The 8959-nt window shown below is 57.8% G+C and carries 7 protein-coding genes; 5 read left to right on the top strand and 2 right to left on the bottom strand.

What is annotated here, in order from left to right; translation table 11 throughout:
- Positions 1-353: 353 nt before the first annotated feature.
- Positions 354-1574: a CaiB/BaiF CoA transferase family protein gene (locus TU73_RS07395; RefSeq protein ID WP_057011638.1), complete on the bottom strand. Its 1221-nt coding sequence runs from the start codon at positions 1572-1574 to the stop codon at positions 354-356.
- 13 nt (positions 1575-1587) lie between these two features.
- Entirely contained in the window at positions 1588-2769 is a 1182-nt protein-coding gene (locus TU73_RS07390) for an acyl-CoA dehydrogenase (RefSeq protein ID WP_046070301.1), read from the bottom strand.
- 157 nt (positions 2770-2926) lie between these two features.
- On the opposite strand from TU73_RS07390, the gene TU73_RS07385 reads away from it, so the two are divergent.
- The 5 genes from TU73_RS07385 (at position 2927) to TU73_RS07365 (ending at position 8846) form a co-directional block, all read left to right on the top strand.
- Complete coding sequence (locus tag TU73_RS07385) at positions 2927-3826, top strand: LysR family transcriptional regulator (RefSeq protein WP_057011651.1); 900 nt, start codon at positions 2927-2929, stop codon at positions 3824-3826.
- Positions 3827-4279: 453 nt separating this feature from the next.
- Positions 4280-5401: a Re/Si-specific NAD(P)(+) transhydrogenase subunit alpha gene (locus TU73_RS07380; RefSeq protein ID WP_057011637.1), complete on the top strand. Its 1122-nt coding sequence runs from the start codon at positions 4280-4282 to the stop codon at positions 5399-5401.
- Positions 5402-5416: 15 nt separating this feature from the next.
- Positions 5417-5737, top strand: a complete 321-nt coding sequence (locus tag TU73_RS07375; RefSeq protein WP_003187417.1) for an NAD(P) transhydrogenase subunit alpha part 2 — start codon at positions 5417-5419, stop codon at positions 5735-5737.
- Entirely contained in the window at positions 5737-7173 is a 1437-nt protein-coding gene (locus TU73_RS07370; protein ID WP_057011636.1) for an NAD(P)(+) transhydrogenase (Re/Si-specific) subunit beta, read from the top strand. The genes TU73_RS07375 and TU73_RS07370 overlap by 1 nt, the downstream gene beginning before the upstream one ends.
- A 179-nt stretch (positions 7174-7352) precedes the next feature.
- The gene (locus tag TU73_RS07365) at positions 7353-8846 is read left to right on the top strand and encodes a succinyl-CoA:acetate CoA-transferase ScpC (protein WP_057011635.1); all 1494 of its coding nucleotides are present in this window, start codon (positions 7353-7355) and stop codon (positions 8844-8846) included.
- Positions 8847-8959: the final 113 nt, after the last annotated feature.

Genomic DNA, 8959 nt, shown 5'->3' with positions numbered 1-8959 from the left:
TGATTATTTTCAGAAGCTTTCGAAGATTTCTTCAACAACTTCAACCACTTGCGCTTCTGATCTCTCATCAGCGGGAGGCGAATTCTACAGCGTTACACGCTGCTGTCAACACCTCTTTTTCAACTTCTTTTTGGCTTCGATGAACTGAAGCAACTTGCTGCCGAAAACTTCATAACTCGTTGTTTACCAAGGAGTTTTCCGTTTCGACTGCGCCGGAAGTGGGGCGAATTATAGGCTTCCAGAATCTGCCGTCAAGGCTTAATTCAGCTTTTCTATCAATAAGTTAGGATTGATCAAAAAAACGAGCATTCTCTAGAAGAACACTCTTCGTGCTTCTATATAGAGGGAATAGCTCAGATGACACCTGCCGCCTTCAACGCAGCCACATTAGCTGCCCCCAACCCCAGAACCCCCTGCAACACCTGAAGCGTGTGCTCCCCCAATAGAGGAGGCGCACTACGGTACTCCACAGGTGTCTTGGACAAACGTATCGGGCTGGCAACCTGAGGCACCATCCCCGCCAGCGCATGAGGCAGCTCCATCGCCAAGCCCCGCGCCTTGACCTGAGGATCAGCAAATACCTGCGCCAGATCATTGATCGGTCCGCACGGCACACCCACTCTCTCCAACCCTGCCACCCATTCAGCAGTCGTCTTGAAGACCGTAGCCTGGCGGATCAATGGAATAAGCACCGCACGATTAGCTACTCGAGCCCTGTTGGTGGAGAAACGCGCGTCATCCGCCCACTGTGGCTGCCCAGCGACTTCGGCGAATTTACGGAATTGGCCGTCATTACCCACGGTGAGGATGAAATCCCCATCAGCCGTGGGAAAGTCCTGATAGGGCACTATATTAGGATGGGCGTTCCCCAGGCGCTTCGGCGACGCTCCGGTTGTCAGGTAATTCATCGCCTGGTTAGCCAGGCAAGCCACCTGTACATCCAGCAGTGCCATATCGATATGTTGACCACCACCATCGTGATCGCGATGCGCCAGCGCCGCCAGGATCGCCACGGTTGAATAGAGCCCTGTCAGGATGTCCGTCAGGGCGACACCAACCTTGACCGGCCCGGCCCCCTCTTCCCCCTCAGGCTTGCCCGTCAGACTCATGAGCCCACCCAGCCCCTGAATCATGAAGTCATAGCCGGCACGCGTTGCATAGGGCCCCGTCTGGCCAAACCCGGTGATTGAGCAATAAATCAGCTCCGGGTTGGTCTCCTTGAGCGATTCATAGTCCAGGCCATAGGCTGCAAGCCCCCCCACCTTGAAGTTCTCGATCAAGATATCCGACTTGGCAGCTAGATCGCGCACCAACTTTTGCCCCTCCGGTCGCGTGAAGTCGATAGTCACCGACTCTTTATTGCGGTTAGCCGAAAGGTAATACGCTGCCTCACTGGTGTTTTCGCCATCAGCATCTTTCAGGAAGGGCGGCCCCCAGGCGCGCGTGTCATCACCACTGCCGGGTCTTTCGACCTTGATCACCTCGGCCCCAAGGTCTGCAAGGATCTGCCCGGACCAGGGTCCCGCCAGTACTCGCGACAAATCCAGTACCCGCAGATGCGAAAGCGCGCCCATGCCCATGCTCCTATTAATAGAACGCCTGAAGACCGGTTTGTGCGCGCCCCAGAATCAAGGCATGCACGTCATGGGTCCCCTCGTAGGTATTGACCACCTCCAGGTTGACCAGGTGACGCGCCACCCCGAACTCATCGGAGATGCCGTTGCCACCCAGCATGTCCCGGGCCATACGCGCAATGTCCAAGGACTTGCCACAGGAGTTACGCTTCATGATCGAGGTAATTTCAACCGCCGCCGTACCCTCATCTTTCATTCGGCCCAGACGCAGGCAACCTTGAAGCGCCAGGGTGATCTCGGTCTGCATATCGGCCAGCTTCTTCTGGATCAACTGCGTGGCGGCTAATGGCCGACCGAACTGCTGACGATCAAGGGTGTACTGACGCGCCGTGTGCCAACAGAACTCCGCAGCTCCCAGCGCCCCCCAGGAAATCCCGTACCGTGCCGAATTAAGACAGGTAAAAGGGCCTTTCAAACCACGCACATCCGGAAAAATATTCTCTTCTGGCACGAATACGTTATCCATGACGATTTCACCGGTGATGGAGGCCCGCAGGCCGACCTTGCCGTGAATGGCAGGTGCGCTCAGGCCTTTCCAACCCTTCTCCAGGACGAAGCCACGGATATCGCCCGCATCGTCTTTGCCCCACACCACAAACACATCTGCGATCGGACTGTTGGTGATCCACATCTTCGCGCCGGTCAGGCTATAGCCGCCATCCACTTTGCGCGCCCGGGTAATCATCGCGCCTGGGTCGGAGCCATGGTCGGGCTCGGTCAGGCCGAAGCAGCCGATCCATTCGCCAGAGGCCAGCTTCGGCAGGTACTTTTGCTTCTGCGCTTCAGTGCCAAACTCATTGATCGGCACCATGACCAGTGACGACTGCACACTCATCATCGAGCGATAGCCGGAATCGACACGCTCCACTTCACGCGCAATCAATCCATAGCTGACGTAGTTCAAGCCACTGCCACCGTACTGCTCGGGAATCATTGCACCCAGCAAACCGGTTTCCCCCATCTCACGGAAGATCGCCGGGTCAGTCTTTTCATGACGGAAGGCTTCGAGCACACGCGGGGCCAGCTTGTCCTGAGCAAATTGCTCAGCGCTGTCGCGCACCATGCGCTCTTCTTCGGTGAGCTGTTGATCCAGCAGCAGCGGATCGATCCAGTTGAAGCTTGCCTTGCCAGCCATGAATAAGTCCTCGCGCAAAACATCAGAAGTCGTAGATGCAGACTAGGCCGGGTCGGCCCAGAGGGCAAACGAGGTTTCCGCATAGCCTTGTGCTAATTTCTCACTTCGTAACACTCAACCAGGCCAGAAATGCGCTTTATCTGTGAGGGCAATGTACATGCGCAGAAAAATTCCCAGCACCACCGCGCTGATAAGCTTTGAAGCAGCAGCCCGTCACGAGAGCTTTACCAAGGCGGCGCAAGAGCTTTCGATCACCCAGGGCGCCATCTGCCGACAGATCGCCAGCCTAGAGGAGTTTTTAAGTGTCGAACTGTTTCGCCGCTCACGACGCGGTGTGAAGTTGACGGAGGCTGGCCTGTCTTATAGCCGCAGAGTGGCAACACAGCTAGACGCTGTGGAGCGAGACACCCTGTCCGTCATGGGCCAGCAGGGGGCCAACGCCATCGAACTGGCAGTGGTGCCGACTTTCGGCACGCAATGGCTGATCCCGCGCCTCAAGGACTTTCAACGTAAGCACCCGGAAGTAACGGTCAACCTGACCAACCGCACGCGCCCCTTCCTATTCGCCGACACGGAGTTCGACGCTGCAATCTATTTCGGCGATGCCGATTGGTCCGGTACAGAGTCCCACAGACTCATGGGCGAAAACCCTATACCCGTGTGTAGCCCACGCTTACTCGGTGGCCGCACGCATTTCACCCCCCAAGAGATCGCCGAACTGCCGCTACTGCAGCAGACGACACGTCCCTATGCCTGGCGCCAATGGTTCAACGCTCGACAGCTGAACGTTCCCCGCGACATGACAGGCCCTAGATACGAGCTATTCTCGATGTTGTCCCAAGCGGCCATGCATGACATGGGCGTTGCGCTGATTCCGCCCTTCCTCATCCAGCGGGAGCTGACGGAGCAGCAGTTGGTCATTGCCAGCACTGAAGCGTTGAGCAGCGAAAAGGCTTATTACCTGATGATTCCCGATAAAAAGGTCGAGTCAGCCTCATTACACGCTTTCAGGGATTGGCTGGTCGACCAATCACAGCGCTACAGTCCCAGTATCTGAGGGAAATACCTCAAATTATTGACCCTGTAGTCAGTTAATTATTAATCCTACAGATATAAATATATGTCGCATTTGAACAGACTGTACCCATGAAGCAAAAACACCGCTACAAGCCATGATTTTCATGGCTTGTAGCGACACCTACCAGCCAATAACCGACTATTCACGCCAAAGATGGAAAAAGCAGCGAAAGACACCTGCAGCCCTTTAATTACTTGTATTTAATGAGGTTATTCCGTGGTGTTGCGACAATCAGTCACAGGGTGACTTGTAGTTAATTTTTCGTCACCCGTCATAATCCCTTGAAGGCCGTAAAGTTCGCCTGCAAAATGCCGCGCCCCGCTGTCATTTCAGCGGGACCGTGCTGATCGGCCGCCCCAGTTGCACCACTCGCGGTGCACTGGCCTTTTTACAAAAAGATCAAAAGCAAAAAGATCATGCAGGAGATTTGACGTGCACATTGGTGTTCCTCTCGAAACCCAGACCGGTGAAACGCGGGTGGCTGCCACCCCGGAAACCATCAAGAAGCTGATCGGCCAGGGCCATAAGGTCACTGTACAAAGCGGCGCAGGCATTAACGCCAGCATCGTCGACAGTGCCTATGAAACGGCAGGCGCAACCATTGGCAGCGCCAACGATGCATTTGGCGCAGAGCTGATACTCAAGGTGGTTGCCCCCAGCGACAGCGAACTGGCGCTGATCAAAAGTGGCACCGTGTTGGTGGGCATGCTCAATCCGTTCAGCAACGAAACCATCGCCAAGCTCGCAGAGCGCGGCATCACCGCTTTCGCCCTCGAAGCCGCGCCGCGCACTTCACGGGCCCAGAGCCTTGATGTGCTGTCTTCGCAAGCCAACATCGCCGGTTACAAGGCCGTGTTACTGGCCGCTCATCACTACCCGCGCTTCATGCCGATGCTGATGACCGCCGCCGGCACCGTAAAAGCTGCACGTGTGCTGATCCTCGGCGCCGGCGTTGCGGGCCTGCAGGCCATTGCCACGGCGAAACGCCTGGGTGCGGTGATCGAAGCGTCCGACGTACGCCCAGCGGTTAAAGAGCAGATCGAATCCCTCGGTGCAAAATTTGTCGACGTTCCCTACGAAACCGATGAAGAGCGTGAATGCGCCGTCGGTGTCGGTGGTTACGCACGCCCGATGCCGACCAGCTGGATGCAGCGCCAGGCGCTGGCCGTACACGAACGCGCCAGGCAGGCCGACATCGTCATCACCACAGCGTTGATCCCAGGCCGTAAGGCTCCAACCCTGCTCAGTGCCGATACCGTGGCGCAAATGAAGCCCGGCTCAGTGGTCATCGACCTCGCCGCCGCCCAAGGCGGCAACTGCCCGCTGACCGTCGCGGACCAGGTGGTGGTGGAAAACGGCGTGATCATCTGCGGCCCGACCAACCTGGCGGGCGCTGTCGCCGCCGACGCGTCGGCGTTGTATGCACGCAACCTGCTGGACTTCCTGAAGCTGGTCTTCACCAAGGAAGGGCAGTTTGAAATCAACCTCGAAGACGACATCGTCGCCGCGTGCCTGATGTGCCGCGACGGCCAAGTCATCCGCAAAAACGCCTAAGCAGGGATTCAGTCGATGGAAGAGCTTATCTCCCCCGGTATCTACAACCTGATCATCTTTGTGCTGGCGATTTATGTCGGTTACCACGTGGTCTGGAACGTAACACCCGCGCTGCACACGCCTTTGATGGCAGTGACAAACGCGATTTCCGCAATCGTGATTGTGGGCGCCATGCTGGCCGCAGCCCTCACCGTGACGCCGCTGGGCAAGACTATGGGCACCCTGGCGGTAGCCCTGGCGGCGGTTAACGTATTCGGTGGTTTCCTGGTTACGCGTAGGATGCTTGAGATGTTCAAGAAGAAAGCCCCGAAAGTAAAAGAAGAGGCGCCGAAGTAATGAGCATGAATCTCGTGACGACGCTCTACCTGATCGCGTCGATCTGTTTCATCCAGGCCCTCAAAGGCCTGTCGCACCCCACCACCTCGCGACGCGGCAACCTGTTCGGCATGCTCGGCATGGCGCTGGCGGTGCTTACTACTGTGGGCCTGATCTATAAACTGGGCGCCGAACTTGCGACTGCTGGCATCGGCTATGTGATTGTGGGCCTGTTGGTCGGCGGTACAGCCGGTTCGATCATGGCCAAGCGTGTTGAAATGACCAAGATGCCGGAGCTGGTGGCGTTCATGCACAGCATGATCGGCCTGGCAGCGGTGTTTATTGCGATTGCCGCCGTGGTTGAGCCGCAATCCCTGGGTATCGTCAAACACTTGGGCGATGCGATTCCTGCGGGCAACCGCCTGGAGTTGTTCCTCGGTGCCGCCATCGGTGCAATCACCTTCTCCGGCTCGGTGATCGCCTTCGGCAAGCTGTCGGGCAAGTACAAGTTCCGCCTGTTCCAGGGCGCACCGGTACAGTTCGGCGGCCAACACAAGCTGAACCTGCTGTTGGGCCTCACTACGCTGGGCCTGGGATTGGCGTTCATGTTTACCGGCAACCTCACCGCTTTCGCGCTGATGCTGGCCCTGGCCTTCGTGCTCGGTGTGCTGATCATCATCCCGATTGGCGGCGCCGACATGCCGGTGGTGGTGTCGATGCTCAATAGTTACTCCGGCTGGGCGGCGGCGGGCATCGGCTTCTCGTTGAACAACTCGATGCTGATCATCGCCGGCTCCCTGGTGGGCTCGAGCGGCGCGATCCTGTCGTACATCATGTGCAAGGCGATGAACCGCTCCTTCTTTAATGTGCTGCTCGGCGGTTTCGGCAATGCGCCGGACGCCGGTACTGCTGCCGGTTCTAAAGAAGCACGCCCGGTGAAGTCCGGTTCGGCCGACGACGCGACCTTCCTGCTGACCAACGCCGACACCGTGATCATCGTCCCAGGCTACGGCCTGGCGGTGGCACGGGCACAGCATGCACTGAAGGAACTGACCGAAAAGCTGACCCACCGTGGCGTGACCGTGAAATACGCGATCCACCCGGTGGCAGGCCGTATGCCCGGGCATATGAACGTGCTGCTGGCCGAAGCCGAGGTGCCCTACGATCAGGTGTTCGAAATGGAGGACATCAACTCCGAATTCGGCCAGGCCGATGTGGTGCTGGTGTTGGGTGCGAACGACGTGGTCAACCCGGCCGCCAAGAACGATCCGAACTCACCGATCGCCGGCATGCCGATCCTGGAAGCGTTCAAGGCCAAGACCATCATCGTCAACAAGCGCTCGATGGCCAGCGGTTATGCCGGGCTGGATAACGAACTGTTCTACCTGGACAAGACCATGATGGTCTTCGGTGACGCCAAGAAGGTCATCGAAGACATGGTCAAGGCCGTCGAATAACACTGCTTCAGCGCAATACTCCAAACCCCGGCCTCGCGTAGGCTGGGGTTTTTTATTGCTGCATGAAACCCGACCAAAGGCTCTAAATCGCTGCCTTGCATTCGACCATGGTAGCGGGCCGAAATCTTTTGAAATCACTACACTGCCCACCTTGCTTCCGCAGCCTGAGATAAAAATTCATGTACCGTGATCGTATCCGCTTGCCTTCGTTGTTGAACAAGGTCATGAGCGCGGCAGACGCCGCCGCACTGATCGAGGACGGCATGACCGTCGGCATGAGCGGCTTCACCCGCGCCGGTGAAGCCAAGGCCGTCCCCCACGCCCTGGCCGAACGCGCCAAGACTTCGCCTCTGAAAATCACCCTGATGACCGGCGCCAGCCTGGGCAATGACCTGGACAAGCAGCTGACCGAAGCCGGCGTGCTGTCGCGACGCATGCCATTCCAGGTCGACAGCACCCTGCGCAAGGCGATCAACGCCGGCGAAGTCATGTTTATCGACCAGCACCTGTCGGAAACCGTCGAGCAGCTGCGCAACAACCAGCTCAAACTGCCGGACATCGCGGTGATTGAAGCCGTCGCGATCACTGAGCAAGGGCACATCGTGCCCACCACCTCCGTAGGCAACTCGGCCAGTTTCGCGATTTTTGCCAAGCAGGTGATCGTCGAGATCAACCTGGCGCACAACCCGAACCTGGAAGGGTTGCATGACATCTATATCCCGACCTACCGGCCGACCCGTACGCCGATCCCGCTGGTGAAGGTCGACGACCGCATTGGCAGCACCGCAATTCCGATCCCGCCGGAGAAGATCGTCGCCATCGTGATCACCAACCAGGCCGACTCCGCCTCCACGGTGACGCCGCCTGACAGCGACACCCAAGGCATTGCCAACCATCTGATCAACTTCCTCAAGCAAGAAGTGAACGCCGGGCGCATGACCAACAAGCTCGGCCCGCTGCAGGCGGGGATCGGCAACATTGCCAACGCGGTGATGTGCGGCTTGATCGACTCACCGTTCGAAGACCTGACCATGTACTCGGAAGTGCTGCAGGATTCCACGTTCGACCTGATCGACGCCGGCAAGCTGAGCTTCGCCTCCGGCAGTTCGATCACCCTGTCGGAGCGACGCAATGCCGACGTGTTCGGCAACCTGGAGCACTACAAGGACAAACTGGTGCTGCGCCCGCAGGAAATCTCCAATCACCCTGAAGTGGTGCGGCGCCTGGGCATCATCGGTATCAACACCGCGCTGGAGTTCGATATCTACGGCAACGTCAATTCCACGCATGTGTGCGGCACGCGGATGATGAACGGCATTGGCGGCTCCGGTGACTTCGCGCGCAATGCGCACCTGGCGATCTTTGTCACCAAGTCAATTGCCAAGGGCGGCGCGATTTCCAGCGTGGTACCGATGGTCAGCCATGTGGACCACACCGAGCATGACGTGGACATTCTCGTCACCGAAGTGGGCCTTGCCGATTTGCGCGGCCTGGCACCACGGGAGCGCGCACGGGTGATCATCGACAACTGTGTGCATCCGGCCTACCGCGACGCGCTCAATACCTACTTTGAGGCCGCGTGTGCCATCGGCGGGCACACACCGCATATCCTGCGTGAAGCCCTCAGTTGGCACATCAACCTTGAAGAGACCGGGCACATGCTCAAGGCTTGATCGATACAGATCCGGGCTGATGCAAATACAGTTTCATCAGCTCGGAGATCCAATGGGCATCCTCGTAAAAAACTGTACTGCTGTACTGGTCAATTCCTACTGAAATATCTCAC

The sequence above is a fragment of the Pseudomonas libanensis genome (genome assembly GCF_001439685.1).
In the GTDB taxonomy this organism is placed as follows: Bacteria; Pseudomonadota; Gammaproteobacteria; order Pseudomonadales; family Pseudomonadaceae; genus Aquipseudomonas; species Aquipseudomonas libanensis.
The sequence above is the reverse complement of the archived record's forward strand: the minus strand, read 5'-3'. Positions and strand labels throughout refer to the sequence as shown.